Here is a 21,151-nt window from a genome sequence, read left to right on the forward strand (position 1 = left end):
TCTGAGGTTTTCCCACTTCTTGAAAAACTCTCTTAGTATTTGGAAGTAAAAATATTAGGGAAATTACACTATGAACCTTAATAAGTTAGTAGCAGATTACCCGAAACATCTGTGCATACACCAGCTATTTGAAGCACAGGTGGAAAGGACACCAGATACTGTGGCAGTGGTGTATTCTTGTGAGCAATTGACGTATCGAGAGTTGAATGAGCGTGCGAACAAGATAGCGCACTACTTGCAATCAATGGGGGTCGTTCCAGAGGTGCTGGTAGGTTTGTGCATGGAGCGCTCAATTGAGATGATTGTGGGAATGCTCGCTATTCTCAAAGCTGGAGGCGCTTATGTCCCCCTCGACCCAAACTACCCACAGCAGCGATTGTCGTTTATACTCTCTGACGCTAGAGTATCAGTACTGCTGACGCAACAGCACCTGGTTGAGAAACTGCCACTGCACAGCGCTCAAGTTGTCTGTTTGGATACAAACGTTCAGGCAATTGCCCACCAAAGCCGGGACAATCTTAAGAGTGGGATCGCACCTGGTAATCTGACCTATGTCATCTATACTTCTGGTTCTACAGGCTTACCGAAAGGGGTATTAGTTACCCATTCGGGATTGTGCAACTTAGCTTGGGCGTTGAAGAAAACTTTTGCTCTAGGCGATTCGAGTCATATTCTTCAGTTTGCTTCCTTGAATTTTGACGCTTCGATTTGGGAAGTAGTGATGGCACTCGCTACAGGAGCGACACTATATCTTGCCACAACAGACTCTCTGAGACCAGGGAAAGAGTTAATTGAGCTATTGCACCAATATCAGATTACGCAGGTCTTGCTACCACCATCAGCATTATTCTTGTTGCCAACATCCAAACTTTTGGCACTGAAAACAATTATTGTTGGAGGTGAAGCGTGTTCGGCTGCTTTAGTGGACCAATGGGCGAAAGGGCGAAAATTCTTCAATGCCTATGGACCAACAGAAGCAACTGTGTGTACGACTATTGCCGAGTGTACTATCAGTAACGGTAAGCCTTCAATTGGTCGCCCTATAGCCAATACGCAGGTCTATTTGCTCGACGAGCATCTTAAACCAGTACCTCAGGGAGTACCAGGGGAGTTGTACATTAGTGGTGATGGGCTATCGCGAGGCTATCTTAACCGTCCAGAATTCACCGCCGAGAAATTTCTACCTAACCCATGGAGCGACCAACCGGGGACACGCCTCTATAAAACTGGAGATAAAGCACGCTACTTAGCAAATGGTAACATAGAGTTTCTGGGTCGCATTGATAACCAAGTGAAACTTAGAGGCTACCGGATTGAGCTAGGGGAAATTGAGTCGGTGTTAAACGAGCATCCTTTGGTGCAACAAGCTGTGGCGATAGTTAGAGAGGATAGCCCAGGCAATAAGCAATTAGTGGCTTATTACACTTCATTCTCATCCGACTCCCTCAACCCAAATAATCAATCGACACCACTGCCAACGGAGCAGGTGAGTCAGTGGCAAACACTCTATGACCAAACCTATGCTCAACTCTCAGAGCCGAGTGACCCCACTTTCAACATCGTCGGTTGGAACAGCAGCTACACCAATCAACCCATTCCGGCTGAGCAAATGCGACAGTGGCTCAATGGTCGAGTCAATCATCTACTCGCTTTTCAACCACAGCGCGTACTAGAAATTGCCTGTGGCACAGGGTTAGTGCTATTCCAAATCGCTCCCCATTGCCAGCACTACTACGGTACGGATTTTTCAGAAGTTGCGATCGCATCAATAGCACAGCAGTTGCGCCACCCAGAATGGCATCTCCCACAAGTCAAACTAGAGCAAAGACTGGCAGATGATTTTGCGGGGATAGCACCAGGCAGTTTTGATACTATCATCCTCAACTCAGTCACACAGCACTTCCCCAGTATTGATTATTTGTTAAAAGTTTTAGAAGGCGCAGTCAAAACCGTAGCACCAGGTGGGATTGTGTTTGTCGGAGATGTCCGCAGCCTGCCATTGCTAGAAGCCTTCCATGCCTCTGTGCAGTTGTATCAAGCCCAAGAGGAACTCTCTATCGAGCAGTTACGGCAGCGCGTGCATACTGATATAGTACTGGAAACAGAGTTAGTCATTGACCCGGAATTTTTCCTTGCCCTGAAGCAGACTGTACCGCAAATTACCAACGTGCAGATTCGTTTACAGCGCGGTGAATACCACAATGAATTAACGCGCTTCCGCTACGATGTCACATTAGAGGTGGGTTCTGGTCAATCAATGCCAGAGTTGGACTTATTATGGCATGAGTGGAAAACAGAAAAACTAACCCTAGAGAGTACAGCAAAATTGTTAGAAATGCAACCGGAGCAATTAGGTATATTGAATATACCTAATGCACGAGTAATGAGCGCCATCAAAACCATAGAACTGTTGTCCAGTACTGAGTGTCCCAAAAGTATCGCTCAATTACGCACAGCCATCAACGCACTCACTCTTGAATCTGGAGTAGAGCCGGAACAGTTGTGGAACATGGCACAACAGCATGGCTATATCCTAGCTATCAGTTGGTCAGAAACAGAGCTTGGGTGTTACGATGTGGTATTTTCACGGCAGTCTACACACAAAGTACACAAGCCTGTGGGCGGAGCAACACCCATAGAACGGAAGAAGGTACACCCAAGGGCTTGGCAGAGTTATGGGAACAATCCCTTATACAGTCAACAGAGCCGCGAGCTACAGTCGCAGTTGCGCGATCGTTTATCAGCACGGTTGCCAGAATACATGGTGCCCTCTGCAATTGTGATGCTAGACGCGATGCCGTTGACACCCAATGGCAAAGTCGATCGCAAAGCATTGCCTTCCCCTGAAACGAGTCGAGCATACTTGAGGGAAGCATATGTAGGACCACGCACGCCAGTAGAAGAAATCTTGGTGTCTTTGTGGACAGAGATACTGGGAATAGAGCAGGTGGGCATTCATGACAACTTCTTCAATTTAGGAGGACATTCACTACTAGCGACACAACTGATTTCGCGGGTGCGAGATGTCCTGCAATTGGAGTTACCTATACGCTATTTGTTTGAGGCTCCTACTCCAGCCCAGTTGGCTGAGTTGATTGAGCTAATTCGTTCGGGACAGCCACAATTACAGTCTCTAAACTCTCATAACCTTGAAGAAGTAGAAATATGAAAACAGGTCAATTTTTATCATATCTTCATAGTTTAGGAATTACAGTTGTTCCCCAAGGTGAACAGTTAAAGTGTAAAGCGCCTCAAGGGACTTTAACACCAGCCATACGTGCAGAATTAACCAAGCGTAAAGCAGAAATTCTGGAATTTCTGTCTCAAGTCAAGGCTGCAAGTGACGATAATTTGCTACCTATACTTCCCACTTCACGATCTGAAACGCTTCCTCTATCCTTTGCCCAAGAAAGATTGTGGTTCCTCGACCAGTTGATGCCACTCAATCCTTGCTACAATATGCCCTTTGCATTGCGTCTGGCTGGGAAACTAGATGTATTGGCACTGCAACAAAGTCTCAATGAAATTATACGTCGTCACGAAACATTGCGTACCAGCTTTGAGATAGTGGATGGACAACCAACGCAATTGATTGCAGATACATTAGAGTTAACACTTGCTGCCATCGACTTGCAATCGTTGCCGAAACTTGAGTGCGATCGCAAAGCCCGCTCGTTGGCAAACGAACTGGCGCAGCAACCATTTGACCTAAGTGTAACACCGCTGATGCGTGTGATGCTATTACACTTAGCACCTAACGAACACGTGCTGCTGTTGGTCATGCACCACATCATCTCAGATGGCTGGTCAATGGGGGTGTTTCATCGGGAGTTGGCTGTACTGTATGATACATTTGTCACGGGTAAGACCTCCCCATTACCAGAGCTGAGGATTCAGTATGCAGATTTCGCCGTCTGGCAACGAACTTGGTTAGAACAAACAGCGCTGAAAAAGCAACTGCTTTATTGGCAGCAACAGTTGGCAGATATTACTGTCCTCCAGTTGCCCACAGACTACCCCCGACCAACAGAACAATCTTTTCGGGGTAGGGTAGAAATTCTCGAACTACCACAGAATTTGAAACAGGCGCTAGTGAATCTCAGCCAGCAGCATGGAGTCACCTTATTCATGACGATGCTAGCGACCTTCAAAGTCTTACTGCATCGCTATTCAGGGCAAACAGATATTGTGGTGGGATCGCCCATTGCCAACCGCAACCGCAGTGAGATTGAGCCTCTGATTGGTTTTTTTGCCAACACACTCGTATTACGTACCCAACTTGAAGACAATCTGTGCTTTGATGAGTTGCTCAGCAGGGTGCAGGAAATTACTTTAGGAGCATATGCTCATCAGGACTTTCCCTTTGAGCGGCTGGTGGAGGTCCTTGAGCCAGAACGCCACCTCAATACCAACCCACTGTTTCAGGTAATATTTGCTGTCCAGAATGCGCCGATGCAGGAGTTACAACTCAAAGGATTGCAACTCTCTCCGCTGGAGTTTGAGGACAACACAACGCGCTTTGACATGGAATGGCACGTGTGGGATCGACTGCAAGGGTTACAAGTGACCGTATCTTACGCAACGGATTTGTTTGCACAAGATACTATTCAAAGGATGTTAGGGCATTTTCAAACTTTATTAGAAGGGGTCGTTGCCAATCCACAGTACCGAGTTTCAGAGTTACCATTACTGAAGGCAACGCAACAGCAACAACTGCTCTTGGACTGGAATGGCACTCACACAGAATATCCTCAAAACTTGTGCATACATCAGCTATTTGAGGAACAGGTGGAGCGGAACAGTAATGCTGTGGCGGTGGTAGATGCTCACGAGCAATTAACCTATGGGGAGTTGAACGCTCGTGCCAATCAACTCGCACATCACCTGCAAGCCCTTGGGGTAGGACCGGATGCGATCGTCGGCATTTGCATGGAGCGCTCAATCGAGATGGTTGTGGGAATGCTGGGTATTCTCAAAGCGGGAGGGGCTTATTTGCCATTAAACCCGCGAGAACCGACTGAGCACTGGCAGTTGATGTTGAGGGACACCAAAGCATCGGTGGTGTTAACCCAACAGGATACTGTCGGGATACTTGCATTAGATGAAGCAGTGGTAATCTGCTTAGACGCAGAGTGGGAAGTCATTGCACAACATTCTCAGGAGAATTTAATCAGCAAAGCAACGCCCCTAAGCTTGATGTACGTAACTTATGCATCAAAGCCTGGAGTGCTAGTTGAGCATCAAGCGGTGAGTCAGCGATTGCAATGGTTGCAAAACACTTTTGTTTTAAGTGAAACAGATGTCGTATTGTCCAAAGCTCCCCTGACTCAGGACACAGCAGTCAGGGAAATCTTTTGGCCACTGGTTGTGGGTGGACAATTGGCGATGCTCCCTATTGGAGGCGCACAAGGGGCGATCGCTTCTGAACACAAGCAAGAAGAACTCGCTAACTTGCAATGCCTGATAGCAGAGCAAAAAGTCAGTGTCCTAAATTTTGCACCTTCAGAGCTATCAGCTTTTGTTGCCTCCCTTGGCACAGATTCACTGGCTCAATTGAATTCACTACGTTTGGTTCTGTGCTCTCAAGAGCCGTTACGGCAATCAGTCGTTGAGGCATTCAGAGCGAACTTTTCTTCCCAATTGCACTATCTCTATAGCTTACCAGAAGCAGCTGGAGAGTTAACTAGCTTTGCGTGTCAGTCCAAAGGTAAGCAACAAACGGTGCCGATGGGATATCCGGCTTACAAACCAATTTACGTTTTAGACCAGCACTTGCAACCAGTTCCCATAGGAGTGAAAGGGGAAATCTATGTCGGCGGAACGACAAGTCTGGCTCGGGGCTACCTTAAAGCTGAGTCGGACACAGCGCAACGCTTTGTCAACAATCCTTTCGTGAAAAACCCCAACGCTCGGTTGTTTAAGACGGGTGAGTTGGGCCGCTATTTGAATGATGGCACACTCGAGTGGCTCGGTTCAAGCGCTCGGCAGACCTGGATTAAAGGTGACCGGGTAGAATTACAGGCAGTGGAAGCAGCGTTATTAGCCCTAAGTGCCGTCGAAGATGCGAGAGTACTGGTGCGGGAAACTGAAAAAAATGAGCCGCAACTAGTGGCTTATGTAGTCCTCAACGGACCATTCTTTGCAGAGCAGTTACACTCACAGTTGCAAAGCGTTTTGCCCTCTTATCAACTACCCTGTGCTTATGTGCCATTATCTGTCCTGCCGTTGACAAAGGCTGGAGAGGTGGATGATATTGCCTTGAGACGAAGGGAAGTCATTGATTCTGAGTTAGTTCAGCGCTGGGAAAAACAACTGCGATCGCGCCCAGAAATTGACCAAGTCGCAGTGGTGGTTCAAGAACAAGTCCAGAGGCAGCCACCATTGCATCTGATGGATTTGCTTGGTCAAGTGAAAGCAGACTTTGGCAACAGGAATAACTTACAGACTCCAATCCTAACAGAGCCACAACTGAGCAACAGCAAATCATCGACCGCCCTCGCCATAAGTGATGGTGGACCATTACCGCCAACTGTCTTTCTGCCACCGAATTTAGCACAAGCCCTACACCAAGCAGCCCAAAGTCATCCAGCCAAAGGAATCATTTACATCCAGTCTGATGGCACTCAATTGGCTCAATCTTACAGCGAATTGCTTTGTGAAGCACAAAAGATTCAAGCAGGTTTAACAAAGCTAGGCTTGAAGCCTCAAGACACAGTCATTTTTCAGTTAGAGCACAATCAAGATTTCATTCCTGCTTTCTGGGGCTGCATACTGGGAGGCTTTGTGCCAGTACCAATCGCAGTTGCGCCTAGCTACCAAGAACAAAACAGTACTACCAGCAAGCTCTTGAATGCGTGGCATATGCTTGGGCGACCAATAGTGCTGACAAGTGCAAAGCTAGCAGAGAAGATTTGTTGTTGGTCACAGAACTCGAATTTAGAAAATTTTCACTTGGCGACGGTGGATGAGTTGTGCTGTTGTGAGCCAGAGCAGAATTGGCACAATAGCCAGCCGGATGATTTAGCAATATTGCTTTTAACTTCTGGGAGCACAGGGGTTCCCAAAGCAGTCATGCAGAGCCATCGCGCTCTGTTGAGCCGTTCGGCTGCAACTGCTACAGTCAATAATTTTACCAGTCTTGATGTCTCGTTGAATTGGTTCGGGCTAGACCATGTTGGTGGAATTGTGATGTTCCATATTCGGGACGTCTATCTCGGTTGCCAACAACTTCATGCTCCCACGCAATTGATTGTGCAAAATCCTCTTTTATGGTTAGATCTGATTGAGCAGCATCAAGTTACGATGACTTGGGCACCAAACTTTGCTTATGGGCTGATCGACGACCGAGCGGAAGAACTGAGCCAGCGTTGTTGGGATCTGTCTTCTCTAAGATTTATTCTCAATGCAGGCGAGGCGATTGTTGCCAAACACGCCAGAAAGTTTTTGCACCTGCTAGCTCCGCATGGGTTAAGAGGAACTGCCATGCACCCGGCTTGGGGGATGTCGGAAACCAGTTCAGCGGTGACTTTTTCCCACGACTTTTCCCTATTGTCTACAAAAGATGATGACAAGTTTGTCGAGGTGGGAGCGCCCATTCCTGGATTTATGATGCGGATTGTCGATGGCAATCACCAAGTCGTTACTGAAGGAACAACTGGTTTTCTACAGGTCAAAGGATTGACAGTTACGAGTGGTTACTATGGAAATCCCGAACTGAACGGTGAAGTTTTTACCACAGACGGTTGGTTGAAAACTGGAGATTTGGGATTTTTGCACCAAGGGCGTCTGACCATTACTGGTCGCGAAAAAGATATCATTATTATTAACGGGCTCAACTATTACAGTCATGAAATCGAATCGGTAGTAGAAGAGCTTGATGGTGTAGAAGTTTCATATACTGCTGCCGTTGCCGTGAGGGATGCAAGTGACTCCACCGATAAATTGGCAATCTTTTTCAGTCCTGGGGACTCCCATAAAGCAGATATGGTCAAGCTGCAAACGGACATTCGCCAACAGGTTGTTCAAAACATTGGGGTGAATCCAGACTACATAGTTCCCGTCAAGCCGTCGGCAATTCCCAAAACCACTATTGGTAAAATCCAGCGCTCGCAACTGAGACAGCGCTTTGAAGCTGGTGAGTTCAACGACATTCTCAAACAGCTTGATATCCAAAGTGCTAATGCTAACACGCTTCCAGACTGGTTTTACCGCAAAAAATGGTGTCGCAAGTCAGCTGTAGCGATCGCCCCGTTCACCCACTCTGCTCAGTCTCTGGTCTTCTTAGATCCGTTGGGCGTGGGTGAATACCTTTGTGGACAACTAGAACAACTCCACCAACCATATGTCAAAGTTGAGGTGGGATCGCAATTCGTCCAACTCGCCGCCAACCATTATCGCCTCTCTCCTGGTAACTCCAACCACTATCAGCTGCTGCTGTCGTCCTTAGCTAACGACAAATTTCACATCACGCAAATCTTGCATTTGTGGAATTATAACTCCTATAGCGAAGTCAAGAGCAAAGAAGCATTAGATATTGCTCAGGACAAAGGAATCTACAGTCTGCTATTTTTGGTACAAGCCCTAGCTTTAGTTCAAAACTCACAGCCTCAAGTCCGGTTACTAGTAGTGTCCAGCGATACTCAAGCTGTTTCACCTAAGGACTTGATTGCTTATGAAAAAGGGACAATTCTCGGTCTACTCAAAACCATTCCCCAGGAAATGCCCTGGCTAAGTTGTTGTCATCTTGATTTACCCCCATCATCTGATGTCCAATGGAATGGCGAACGTATCCTTCATGAACTGAGAGTATTATCAAAGGAAAAAGAAGTTGCCTATCGTCACGGACAGCGCTGGGTTTGTCGTTTGGAAAAAGCCGACCTATCTGTTCAACCAAATCTTGAACTTCCTTTCAACCAAGGTGGAATGTATCTGCTAAGTGGGGGTTTGGGAGGTATTGGCATTGAGATTGCTAAGTATTTGTTAGAACATTATGAGGCTAAGCTGCTGTTAGTGGGTCGGACGCCCCTACCTGAAAGAAGTACTTGGGATGCCTATCTCCAACAAACGAATGCCATAGCAGAAAAAATTAGCGCCCTTCAAGCATTAGAGCAGCTTGGGGGAGAAATCCTCTATCAAGCTGCTGATGTTTGTGATTTGACACAAATGCAACTGGTGGTAGAACAGGCACAGTCGCACTGGCAATGTCAATTGCATGGGGTGATTCATCTGGCAGGAACATATCACGAGTCTTTGCTCAAGGAAGAAACTTTTGATACTGTCTCAGAGACACTGGCTACCAAGGTATCTGGCAGTTGGGTGCTGCATCAACTGCTCCTAGACAAGCCAAACAGTATCTTCATCAACTTTTCCTCCATTAACGGTTTCTTTGGTGGTACCAATGTTGGAGCTTATGCTGCTGCCAATAGTTTTGTCGATTGCTTTGCACAATACCAAAAATACCACAGTCCATTACAAAGCTATTGCTTAGCTTGGAGTATGTGGGATGAAATTGGTATGAGCCGTGGCTACCAGATGAAGGAGTTGACCCGTGCGAGAGGCTACCATCTCATCACTGCCCAACAAGGACTGTATTCGTTGTTGGCAAGTTTGCGTCATGACCAAGCACAGCTATTAGTGGGTTTGGATGGCAGCAATCGAAACCTGCGACGGTATATGCAAAGCGAATCGTATGGCAACCTGAATTTAGCTGCCTATTATACCAAAAAAGACCATGAATCGTCAAGAGCTAGCTTCCAGGAATTGATAGTATGCGATCGCTTTGGCACGAAAAGCCAGAGCAAATTCGTACAGTTGCAAGAAATGCCGGTGACCGATACAGGAGAAATTGACAGAGAGCAACTGCTAAGTTTTGGCACTCCAAGTAGCTCTGGAGCTAACTCTAAAGTAGAACCACGAACTGAGATTGAACGTCAGCTTGCTAGTCTCTGGAAACAAGTGTTGAGAGTTCCAGTCTTAGGAATTCACGATAATTTCTTTAAGTTGGGGGGACACTCCTTGCTGGCGACGCAGCTAATATCGCGAGTGCAAGATGTGTTTGAATTGGAGTTGCCACTGCGTAGCTTGTTTGAGAATTCAACAGTGGCGTCCTTGGGAGAGTGCATTGCACAGGCGCAGAGCCAGACAAAAGTTGTGGAATCAAATGCCATTGAGCGTGTCACACGCAACACAGAATTGCCATTATCTTTTGCCCAAGCAAGACTGTGGTTTTTAGACCAGCTCATGCCTCTTAATCCTTTCTACAACATACCTTTTGCATTGCGTCTTGTGGGTAGGCTAGATGTGTTGGCTCTAGAGCGCAGCCTCAATCAAATCATCCGTCGTCATGAAACCCTACGCACCAGTTTTGAGACAGTTAATGGACAACCAACACAGTTAATTGCTGAGTTTTTGGAGTTAACACTTGCTCTTCTCGACTTGCAATCATTGCCGAAACTTGAGCGCTCTGACAAAGCACAGGAGTTAGCTGACCATCTGGCGCTGCAACCATTTGACCTTACTGTAGCACCTCTGTTGCGGGTGATACTACTGCGCTTAACACCCACAGAGCACGTATTGCTATTTGTCATGCACCACATCATCTCAGATGGCTGGTCAATGGGAGTGTTTTATCAAGAGTTGGCTGTACTCTACAATGCATTTGTTACAGGCAAGACCTCACCATTACCAGAACTAAGTATTCAGTATGCAGATTTTGCCATCTGGCAAAGAACTTGGTTAGAACAAACTTATCTGAAAAACCAATTACTTTATTGGCAGCAACAGTTGGCAGATCTTGCTGTACTTGATTTGCCCACAGACTTTTCACGCCCTGCAGAGCAGTCTTTTCGCGGTAGGGTAGAAATTCTGCAGGTGCCAGAGAATTTGAAACAGGAGCTAGTGAAACTCTCACAGCAGCATGGAGCCACCTTATTCATGACGATGCTGGCTGCGTTTAAAGTTTTACTGCATCGCTATTCAGGACAAACAGATATCGCAGTTGGCTCACCGATTGCCAATCGCAACCGCTCTGAGATTGAGCCCCTCATTGGCTTTTTTGTCAATACTTTAGTATTACGCACACAGATTGAAGACCGTGTGTGCTTTGATGAGTTGCTCACACAAATACGCTCCGTCACCTTGGAAGCATATGCTCATCAGGACTTGCCCTTTGAGAGGCTGGTGGAGGAACTACAGCCAGAACGGCAGCTCAATTCCAACCCACTGGTTCAAGTGGTGTTTGCGCTTCAGAATGCGCCGATGTCGGAGTTACAACTCACAGGGCTGCAATTGAGTCAGCAAGAGTTGGAGTACAAAACGACACGTTTTGACATGGAATGGCACGTGTGGGAACAGCCGCAAGGGTTACAAGTGATGGTAGCTTATGCAACAGACTTGTTTGCCCAAGATACTATTCAAAGGATGTTAGGGCATTTTCAAACTTTGTTAGAAGAAGTGGTTGCCAATCCACAGCAACAAATCTGGGAGTTGCCACTGCTGAGTGCCACTCAACACCAACAACTGCTCTTGGGCTGGAATGACACGCAAAAGGAATATCCTCACCAGTTGTGCATACACGAGCTGTTCGAGGCACAGGTGGAGCAGACGCCAGATGCTGTAGCAGTGGTGTTTTCTGATGAGCAATTAACATACCACCAGTTGAATGAGCGTGCAAACAAGATAGCACATTACTTACAATCAGTGGGCATACAACCAGAAGAGTTAGTGGGGTTGTGTGTGGAGCGCTCAATCGAGATGATTGTAGGAATGTTGGGGATTTTGAAGGCGGGGGGCGCTTATTTGCCCCTCGACCCAAGCTACCCATCTGAGCGCTTGGCTTTGATGGTTTCTGACGCCAAAGTGTCGCTAGTGTTGACTCAACAGCGTTGGACCCAAAAGATGGCTACTTATACTACAAAAGTAGTCTGCTTAGATACAGATTGGCAAGAGATAGCTCAAAGCCGCGAGCACAACTCTTTCGATCGGGTGAGGTCGGAACACTTAGCTTATGTGATGTACACTTCAGGCACAACGGGATTACCCAAAGGAGTCAGCGTCCTGCATCGGGGGGTTGTAAGATTAGTCAAAGCAACTAACTATGTCCACTTGAATGCAGAGGAAGTGTTGTTACAGTTAGCACCCATCGCCTTCGATGCATCGACCTTTGAGATTTGGGGGTGTTTGCTCAATGGTGGGCGGTTGGTTGTCATGCCACCGCACAAGCCATCGTTGCCAGAATTGGGGCGGGTGGTTGAGGAACACCAAGTGACAACGTTGTGGCTGACAGCAGGTTTGTTCCACTTGATGGTGGAGGAGCAACTCCAACACTTAAGGGGTGTGCGTCAGTTATTAGCAGGGGGTGATGTTTTATCAGTCCCTCATGTGCAAAAGGTGGTGGCACAACTGCCGCAATTGACCTTAATCAATGGTTATGGACCAACGGAAAACACAACGTTTACCTGCTGCTGTCCCATCACACAACTCACCCAAGTGGAAGGAACTGTCCCCATTGGTCGCCCGATATCTAATACGCAGGTTTATATACTCGACGAGCATCTTAAACCAGTTCCAATAGGAGTACCAGGGGAGCTGTACACCAGTGGTGATGGGTTATGCCGTGGTTACCTCAACCGTCCGGAAACTACTGCAGAGAAATTCATTCCCAACCCCTATAGCGACCAACCAGGTGTACGCCTGTACAAAACCGGAGATAAGGCACGTTATTTAGCAGATGGTTTCATAGAATTTCTCGGTCGCATTGACAATCAGATCAAACTCAGAGGCTACCGAATCGAGCTTGGCGAAATTGAGTTCTTGTTAAATCAGCATCCTTTGGTGCAACAAACTGTGGCGATAGTCCGAGAGGATAGCCCAGGGGTGGAGCGAATTGTTGCGTATTGCACTCCAGACTTATCTGGAACAATCAACACGAATCCTGAATCGACACAACTGCCAACGGAGCACCTCAGCCAGTGGCAAACACTCTATGACCAAACTTATGCTCAACCAAACCAACAGAGTGACGCCACTTTCAACATTATCGGTTGGAATAGTAGCTACACCAATCAACCGATTCCACCAGAGCAGATGCGACAGTGGCTCAATGGACGAGTCAATCACATAAGAGCTTTCCAACCACAGCGTGTACTCGAAATCGGCTGTGGCACAGGGTTGTTGCTCTTCCAAATTGCACCTTACACTCAGCACTACTACGGCACAGATTTTTCTCCTGTGGCGATATCATCGATAGCACGGCAATTGCGCCACCCAGAATGGCACCTGCCACAAGTTCAATTACAGCAAAAACTAGCGGATGATTTTGAGGGGATAGAAACAGGCAGCTTTGATACCGTCATCCTCAACTCAGTGGTGCAGTACTTCCCCAGTATTGATTATTTGTTAAAGGTGTTAACTGGAGCTCTCAAAGCCGTAGCACCAGGTGGGATAGTATTTATCGGAGATGTTCGCAGTTTACCATTGCTAGAAGCATTCCACGCCTCTGTGCAGTTGTATCAAGCCCAAGAGGAACTCTCTATCGAGCAGTTACGACAGCGCGTCCAAGCCCAGATCTCACAGGAAACGGAGTTAGTCATCGCTCCGGAATTTTTCCTCGCCCTGAAGCAGCACTTGCCGCAAATTGCCAACGTGCAGATTCACCTGCAGCGCGGGGATTCCCACAATGAGTTAAGTTGCTTCCGCTACGATGTCACACTAGAGGTAGGTTCTGGTCAATCAACGAAAGAATTGCAGTGCTCATGGCATGAGTGGGAAAGCATTGGGCTAAGTTTAGAGAGCACAGCACAACTATTAGAAAGCCAAAGCGCACAATTAGGGATTGTCAACATACCTAATGCGCGAGTACTGAGCGCCATCAAAACCGTAGAACTGTTATCCAGTCATGAGTGTCCCAAGAGTATTAGTCAATTACGCACAGCCATCAACACACTCACTGCTGAATCTGGGGTGGAGCCGGAACAGTTTTGGAACATGGCACAACAGTATGGATATACCCTAGCCATCAGTTGGTCAGAAACAGATCTCGGGTGTTACGATGTCGTATTTTCGCGGCAATCTACACAGATTCCACACAAGCCTGTGGGTGGAGTGACACCCCTAGAAAGAAAGAAAGTGCAGCCAAGAGCTTGGCAGACTTATGCCAACAATCCCTTACAGCTCCACCAGAGTCGCCAACTACAGTCGCAGTTGCACGGTTATTTAGAACAACGGTTACCAGAATACATGGTGCCAAGTGCAATTGTCATACTCGACGCGATGCCGTTGACACCTAATGGTAAAGTAGACCGTAATTCCCTGCCATCCCCTGAAGCCAGTCGAGGGTACTTGAGTGAAGCTTATGTCGCTCCACGTACTCCCATTGAAGAAATTTTGGTGTCTTTGTGGGCAGAGATACTTGGGCAACAGCAGATTGGCATTCATGACAACTTCTTTGATTTGGGAGGACATTCACTACTAGCGACGCAATTGATTTCGCGAGTGCGAGATGTGCTGCAATTGGAATTACCTCTGCGCTGTTTGTTTGAAGCTCCGACCCCAGCTCAGTTGGCTGAGTCGATAGCACAGACTCAAGGTGGCATGGTGGCTGTGGAGTCTTCTACTATTGAACGGGTGGAACGCGAGGAGGAATTGCCGTTATCCTTTGCCCAAGCCAGACTGTGGTTCCTCGACCAGTTGAGGCCACTTAATCCTTTCTACAATATGCCATCTGCATTGCGTGTGACAGGTCTACTAGATGTGTTGGCACTGCAGCGCAGCCTCAACGAAATCATTCGCCGCCATGAAACTCTACGCACCAGTTTCTTGACAGTGAATGGACAACCAACACAGAGTATCCTACCTTCAGTAGAGTCAATACTTGCAACTATCGACTTGCAATCGTTGCCCGAATTTGAGCGCGAGCAAAAAGCCCGCTTTTTGGCAACGGAACTGGCGCAACAACCTTTTGACCTAAGAGTTGCTCCCCTAATGCGAGTGATGCTACTGCGCTTAGCACCTCATGAACACGTGCTGCTGTTAGTCATGCACCATGTCATCTCAGATGGCTGGTCGTGGGGAGTGTTACATCGGGAGTTAGCTGTACTGTATGATGCATTTGTTACAGGCAAGACCTCACCATTACCAGAACTGAGTATACAGTATGCAGATTTTGCCGTTTGGCAACGCACTTGGTTAGAACATACAGTACTGAAAACCCAACTGCTTTATTGGCTCCAACAGTTGGCAAATCTTGCTGTACTTGATTTGCCCACAGACTACTCGCGCCCTGTGGTACAATCTTTTCGTGGTGGGGTAGAAATTCTCTCACTGCCACAGAATTTGAAACAAGCGCTAGTGAAACTTTCACAGCAGCATGGAGTCACCTTGTTTATGACGATGCTGGCTGCGTTTAAAGTCTTATTGCATCGTTATTCAGGGCAGACAGATATCGTAGTCGGTTCACCGATAGCCAATCGCAATCGCTCTGAGATTGAGCCTTTAATTGGCTTTTTTGTCAACACTTTAGTGTTACGCACGCAGATTCAAAGCAATTTGTGCTTTAGCGAGTTGCTCACACAAGTACGCTCAGTCACCTTGGGAGCATATGCTCATCAAGACTTGCCATTTGAGAGGCTGGTGGAGGAACTACAGCCAGAACGGCAGCTCAATTCCAACCCACTGTTTCAGGTAATGTTTGCTCTCCAGAATGCACCGATGTCGGAGTTACAACTCACAGGGCTGCAATTGAGTCGCTTAGAGTTGGAGTACAACATGACGCGCCTTGACATGGAATGGCACGTGTGGGAGCAGCCGCAAGGGTTACAAGTGATGGTAGCTTATGCGACAGATTTGTTTGCCCAAGATACTATTCAAAGGATGTTAGGGCATTTTCAAACTTTGTTAGAAGCAGTGGTTGCCAATCCACAGCAACAAATCTGGGAGTTGCCACTGCTGAGTGCCACACAACAGCAGCAACTGCTCTTGGGCTGGAATGACACGCAAAAGGAATATCCCCACCACTTGTGCATACACGAGCTGTTCGAGGCACAGGTGGAGCAGACGCCAGATGCTGTGGCAGTGGTGTTTGAAGAGCAGCAACTCACCTACGATGAGTTAAATGAGCGTGCAAACAAGATAGCACATTACTTACAATCAGTGGGCATACAACCAGAGGAGTTAGTGGGGTTGTGTGTGGAGCGCTCAATCGAGATGATTGTAGGACTGTTGGGGATTCTGAAGGCGGGGGGCGCTTATTTGCCCCTCGACCCAAGCTACCCATCTGAGCGCTTGGCTTTGATGGTTTCTGACGCCAAAGTGTCGCTCGTGTTGACTCAACAGCGTTGGACCCAAAAGGTGGCTAGTTATACTACAAAAGTAGTCTGCTTAGATACAGATTGGCAAGAGATAGCTCAAAGCCGCGAGCACGACTCTTTCAATCGGGTGAGGTCAGAACACTTAGCTTATGTGATGTACACTTCAGGCACAACGGGGTTACCCAAAGGAGTCAGCGTCCTGCATCGGGGAGTCATACGATTAGTCAAAGCAACTAACTACGTTCACTTGAATGCAGAGGAAGTGTTGTTGCAGTTGGCACCCATCGCCTTCGATGCATCGACCTTTGAAATTTGGGGATGTTTGCTCAATGGTGGGCGGTTGGTTGTCATGCCACCGCACAAGCCATCGTTGCCAGAATTGGGACGGGTGGTTGAGCAACACCAGGTAACAACGTTGTGGCTGACAGTAGGTTTGTTCCACTTGATGGTGGAGGAGCAACTCCAACACTTAAGGGGTGTGCGTCAGTTATTAGCAGGGGGTGATGTTTTATCAGTCCCTCATGTGCAAAAGGTGGTGGCACAACTGCCGCAATTGACCTTAATCAATGGTTATGGACCAACGGAAAACACAACGTTCACCTGCTGCTGTCCCATCACACAACTCACCCAAGTACAAGGAACTGTCCCCATCGGTCGCCCGATATCTAATACGCAGGTCTATATACTCGACGAGCATCTTAAACCTGTACCGATTGGGGTAGCAGGGGAGTTGTACACCAGTGGTGATGGGCTATCGCGTGGCTACCTCAACCGTCCGGAACTGACCGCGCAAAAGTTTATACCAAACCCCTTCAGTTCACAACCAGGTGTACGCCTGTATAAAACTGGAGATAAGGCACGCTACTTAGCAGATGGTTTCATAGAATTTCTCGGTCGCATTGACAACCAAGTGAAGATACGTGGCTTCCGCATTGAGTTGGGAGAAATTGAAGCTGCATTAACTCAACACCCTCAGGTACGAGAGACTGTAGCGATCGCAGGCGACGACATTCTCAGTGAGAAACGTATAATAGCTTACATTGTTCCAGCACAGGAAAGCATACCGACAATTAGCGAACTGCGTGCCTACCTCAAACAGAAGTTGCCAGAATACATGGTGCCAAGTGCAATTGTGATGCTAGACGCCCTGCCGTTGACACCTAGTGGCAAAGTAGACCGCAAAGCGCTGAAAGTTCCTGAAGCCAGTCGAGGGTACTTGAGTGAAGCTTATGTCGCTCCACGCACGCCGATGGAAGAAATTTTGGTGTCTTTGTGGGCAGAGATACTTGGGCAACAGCAGATTGGCATTCATGACAACTTCTTCGATTTGGGAGGACATTCGCTACTAGCGACGCAATTGATTTCGCGAGTGCGAGATGTGCTGCAATTGGAGTTACCTCTACGCTATTTGTTTGAAGCTCCGACCCCAGCCCTTTTGGCTGAGTCGATAGCACAGACTCAAGGTCAAAATACAGCAGTGGAATCAAATGCCATTGAGCGTGTAGCACGCGAGGAGGAATTGCCGTTATCCTTTGCTCAAGCAAGACTGTGGTTCCTCGACCAGTTGAGGCCACTTAATCCTTTCTACAATATGCCATTTGCATTGCGTGTGACAGGTCTACTAGATGTGTTGGCACTGCAGCGCAGCCTCAACGAAATCATTCGCCGCCATGAAACTCTACGCACCAGTTTCTTGACAGTGAATGGACAACCAACACAGAGTATCCTACCTTCAGTAGAGTCAATACTTGCAACTATCGACTTGCAATCGTTGCCCGAATTTGAGCGCGAGCAAAAAGCCCGCTTTTTGGCAACGGAACTGGCGCAACAACCTTTTGACCTAAGAGTTGCTCCCCTAATGCGAGTGATGCTACTGCGCTTAGCACCTCATGAACACGTGCTGCTGTTAGTCATGCACCATGTCATCTCAGATGGCTGGTCGTGGGGAGTGTTACATCGGGAGTTAGCTGTACTGTATGATGCATTTGTTACAGGCAAGACCTCACCATTACCAGAACTGAGTATACAGTATGCAGATTTTGCCGTTTGGCAACGCACTTGGTTAGAACATACAGTACTGAAAACCCAACTGCTTTATTGGCTCCAACAGTTGGCAAATCTTGCTGTACTTGATTTGCCCACAGACTACTCGCGCCCTGTGGTACAATCTTTTCGTGGTGGGGTAGAAATTCTCTCACTGCCACAGAATTTGAAACAAGCGCTAGTGAAACTTTCACAGCAGCATGGAGTCACCTTGTTTATGACGATGCTGGCTGCGTTTAAAGTCTTATTGCATCGCTATTCAGGGCAGACAGATATCGTGGTAGGTTCACCGATAGCCAACCGCAACCGCTCTGAAATTGAACCCCTCATTGGCTTTTTTGTCAACACTTTAGTGTTACGCACGCAAATTCAAAGCAATTTGTGCTTTAGCGAGTTGCTCACACAAGTACGCTCCGTCACCTTGGAAGCATATGCTCATCAAGACTTGCCCTTTGAGCGGCTTGTGGAGGCACTGCAGCCAGAACGCCACCTCAATTCCAACCCACTGTTTCAGGTGGTGTTTGCTCTCCAGAATGCGCCGATGTCGGAGTTACAACTCACAGGGCTGCAATTGAGTCGCTTAGAGTTGGAGTACAACACGACGCGTCTGGACATGGAATGGCACGTGTGGGAGCAGCCACAAGGGTTACAAGTGATGGTGGCTTACGCGACAGATTTATTTGCACAAAATACTATTCAAAGGATGTTGGGGCATTTTCAAACATTGCTCGAAGCAGTGGTCGCCAATCCACGACAGCAAATCTGGGAATTACCACTGCTGAGTGCCACACAACAGCAACAACTGCTGTTTGACTGGAATCACACAGCAATGGAGTATCAAAAGCACTTGTGCATTAATGAATTATTTGAAGCACAAGTGGAGGTGACACCAGATGCAGTAGCACTCGTTTTTGAAGACCAACGGCTCACTTACAGCGAGTTGAATGTGCGTGCCAATCGATTAGCCCACTACTTGCAATCAGTGGGTGTAAAACCAGAGGTATTAGTTGGGTTGTATGTAGAGCGCTCACTGGAAATGGTCTTGGGAATACTGGCTATTCTCAAAGCCGGAGGTGCTTATGTGCCCCTCGACCCAAGCTACCCAGAGCAGCGATTAGCATTTATACTCTCTGACACTGGAGTCTCTGTGTTGCTAACGCAGCTGCATTTAGTCGAGAGTTTGTCACAGCACAGTGCTCATATTGTTTGTTTAGATACACAGGCTCAGGCAATTGCCCAACACAGCCAGGACAATCCTAACAGTGGAGTCACAACTCAAAATCTGGCTTATGTCATCTATACTTCTGGTTCCACAGGCTTACCGAAGGGCGTATTAGTCAGCCACTCAGGATTATGTAACTTAGCTACTGCTCAGAAGAAAATTTTTGATGTGAGGGATTCTAGTCATGTTCTTCAGTTTGCTTCTTTGAGTTTTGACGCTTCGATTTGGGAAGTCGTGATGGCGCTCAACACAGGAGCAACACTGTATCTGGGTACAAAAAACTCTTTGTTACCGGGCAAAGAATTAATTGAGATGTTGGGGCAACATCAAATGACCCACGTCACGTTGCCACCATCAGCATTAGCAGTGTTGCCGAAGTCTGAACTTAAAGCACTGCAAACGATGATTGTTGCAGGCGAAGCCTGTTCTCAAGCCTTAGTGCGCCAATGGGCTATGGAGCGAAAATTCTTCAATGCCTATGGACCAACAGAAGCAACGGTGTGTGCAACGGTCTTAGAATGTAGTATAAGTGGCAAACTTTCGATTGGTCACCCCATAGCGAATACACAGGTTTATTTACTAGATGAGCATCTTAAACCAGTCCCGATTGGGATACCAGGGGAGTTATACATCAGTGGCGTTGGGCTATCGCGGGGCTACCTTAACCGTCCGGAAACTACCGCAGAGAAATTCATTCCCAACCCATGGAGCTCACAACCAGGTGTACGCCTGTATAAAACTGGAGATCGAGCACGCTACTTAGCAGATGGAAACATAGAGTTTTTGGGTCGCATTGACAACCAAGTGAAGATACGTGGCTTCCGCATTGAGTTGGGAGAAATTGAAGCTGCATTAACTCAACACCCTCAGGTACGAGAGACTGTAGCGATCGCAGGCGACGATATGTTCTGTGAGAAACGTATAATAGCTTACATTGTTCCAGAGCAGGAAAGCATACCGACAATTAGCGAATTACGCGCCTTTCTCAAACAGAAGTTACCAGAATACATGGTACCGTCTGCAATAGTGATGCTCGAAGTCCTACCGTTGACACCCAACGGTAAAGTAGACCGCAGAGCATTGCCCGCACCAGATTTTGACTCAAGTTTGTCAGCCGCTTATGTGGCACCTGAAACTGAACTAGAACAAACAATTGCTCGCGTTTGGCAGCAGGTATTACATCGTGAAAAAGTGGGAATACATGACAACTTTTTTGATAATGGTGGTCATTCATTACTCCTAGCTCAAGTCCATAGCCAGCTACAACAACTGCTTGACAAAAAGGTATTAATGGTTGAACTGTTTCAGTATCCCACCATCAATTCTTTAGCGAACTATTTAACTCAGTCACAACCAGACAACACCACTGTTGAGCAAAGCTATCAACAAGTTAATAAACAAAAAGAGGCAATGCATCGACACAAACAACGTAGGCAACGACAACTAAAGGATGAAGTATGAAGTATGAAGTATGAAGTATGAAGTATGAAGTATGAAGGATGAAGGATGGGTTTTTTATCCTAATCCCAAAGACTCGCTCCTTTATTCTTTATTAGTTGAAAGCAAAAATCATGGAGAAATT

2 protein-coding genes are annotated in these 21,151 nt (G+C 47.2%); both read left to right on the plus strand.

The annotated features are described in order from the left end of the window. The first annotated feature begins 70 nt into the window (after positions 1 to 70). Complete coding sequence (locus tag F7734_RS11280; protein WP_155744733.1) at positions 71 to 3,169, plus strand: amino acid adenylation domain-containing protein; 3,099 nt, start codon at positions 71 to 73, stop codon at positions 3,167 to 3,169. Continuing rightward, on the plus strand, positions 3,166 to 21,030 hold the full coding sequence (locus F7734_RS11285) for a non-ribosomal peptide synthase/polyketide synthase (protein WP_155744734.1): 17,865 nt from the start codon (positions 3,166 to 3,168) through the stop codon (positions 21,028 to 21,030). Before F7734_RS11280 ends, F7734_RS11285 begins: the two co-directional genes overlap by 4 nt. Positions 21,031 to 21,151 lie beyond the last annotated feature (121 nt).

It is taken from the genome of Scytonema sp. UIC 10036, assembly GCF_009725235.1.

Coding starts and splice junctions, on each gene's coding strand:
- F7734_RS11285 (WP_155744734.1), top strand. CDS start 3,166: ATGAAAACAGGTCAATTTTTATCATATCTTCATAGTTTAGGAATTACA.
- F7734_RS11280 (WP_155744733.1), top strand. CDS start 71: ATGAACCTTAATAAGTTAGTAGCAGATTACCCGAAACATCTGTGCATA.